Here is a 1,470-nt window from a genome sequence, read left to right as displayed (position 1 = left end):
TGGACCCGCTCTTCCATATTGATACCGGGTCGAAGAACCTCACCGAGGTGCGGAAACTGATCCGGGACAACAGCGGCGTAGCGCTGTACCGGGACGGGTTCCGAGTCCAGCCTTTCGGCGAGCCGGGCTACGACTGGCTTGGATTCGACCAGCGACGCGTCAATAACCCGACCATGCGGCTGTCCAATAACCAGGTTGCCGGATTCGTCTATATCTCGGCGGACGAGAACCCGGGCCTCCAGGACCGGTCGCACCGGGAAGGGCTGATTGATAGTCCGGAGTACGAGGAACTGAAGATGGTGATAGTGCAGGCGATCTCGAAACTCGAGATCCTGCGCTACAAGTTGCGCCGTCCGGAGTCCACCGTGGAAGTGGCCGACGAACCCCTGGTCAGTCCTCCCGAAGGGCGAGGTCACGGAGTCTTCCGGAGTTTCAACCTGGATCCTCTTCGGCAAGTCGCCAGCGAGCGGTATCCAGATGATGTCGTCCTGGGGCGAGCCATCGAGGAAGCCACGGAGACGATCAACGAAGGTGTGCGCAAAGTCCAGGAGATCATCTCCCAGTTCTCCCGGCTCGCGACACTAGGCACCCTTGTCGACGTTGTCCTCCACGAGGGTAGGACCGCCCTGGCCCGCATCGCATTCGACCTTCGTCGACTTAGGAAGATCACGGGAAAGGTCGAGGTCCATGACACCGACCTGTCCGACGCGCTCGGGGAACTGCACACGGATTTCACCGCGCAGGAGAGGGCTATCGACCGGCTCTTCACTCGCATCGAACCTCTCAGCGGTCGGCAGCGTGGGCGGCCACGACAACTCTCGCTTCACCAGAGCATCTCTGCAGCTGTCTCCGTACTGGAATCTGAGATCGCCAAGTACGGTGTGACCGTCACAATCGGCGGAGAGGACGTAACGGTCACGGCCGAGCCGGGTGATATCAGGACACTCGTGCTAAATCTCGTCAATAACGCGGTCTACTGGTTGTCAACGATGCCCAGCGAGGCAGACCGCGAGATCTTGATCGAAACTGAGCGCAACCAAGAGGGCGAAGCCGACGTGGTGGATATCACGGTCAGCGACAGTGGGCCCGGAGTGCGTGTGGAGATCAAAGATCTGATCTTCGACACCTATTTCAGTGACAAGCCGGACGGCATCGGCCTCGGCCTCAGTATCGCAGGCAGCGTCGTGAAGGACTTCTACGATGGTGACCTGTCGCTGGTAAGCCCCGGCGCCCTCTCCGGCGCGAGTTTCCGGGCACGACTGCGAAGGAGAGTTGGATGACGACGGCGGACGCCGCGTATCGCGTGCTCATCGTTGACGACGACGCCAAGATGACCGAGGACCTTCGTGGACTCCTAACGGAAGAGCTCGCGGATCTGGGAGTCATCCAGATCCGCTACTTCACCCCGCACAACTTCGTGGGCGAGCGCATCGACGGCTACCGCGAGCCGCTGTGCATCCTCACGAAACC

1 protein-coding gene and 1 pseudogene are annotated in these 1,470 nt (G+C 60.7%); both read left to right on the top strand.

Annotated elements, in window-relative coordinates; all coding sequences use genetic code 11:
• Positions 1-1,280: sensor histidine kinase (locus ACFV9O_RS40145; RefSeq protein WP_385427991.1), on the top strand; the 1,280-nt coding region annotated here is incomplete at its 5' end.
• A pseudogene (locus tag ACFV9O_RS40140) lies at positions 1,277-1,470 on the top strand (D-alanyl-D-alanine dipeptidase); the annotation flags it as partial. The gene ACFV9O_RS40145 and the pseudogene ACFV9O_RS40140, both read left to right, overlap by 4 nt.

Origin of the sequence: Streptomyces sp. NPDC059909 (assembly GCF_042730885.1) — a bacterium.
Taxonomy (GTDB): domain Bacteria; phylum Actinomycetota; class Actinomycetes; order Streptomycetales; family Streptomycetaceae; genus Streptomyces.
This window is presented reverse-complemented; position numbering and strand designations above follow the sequence as displayed.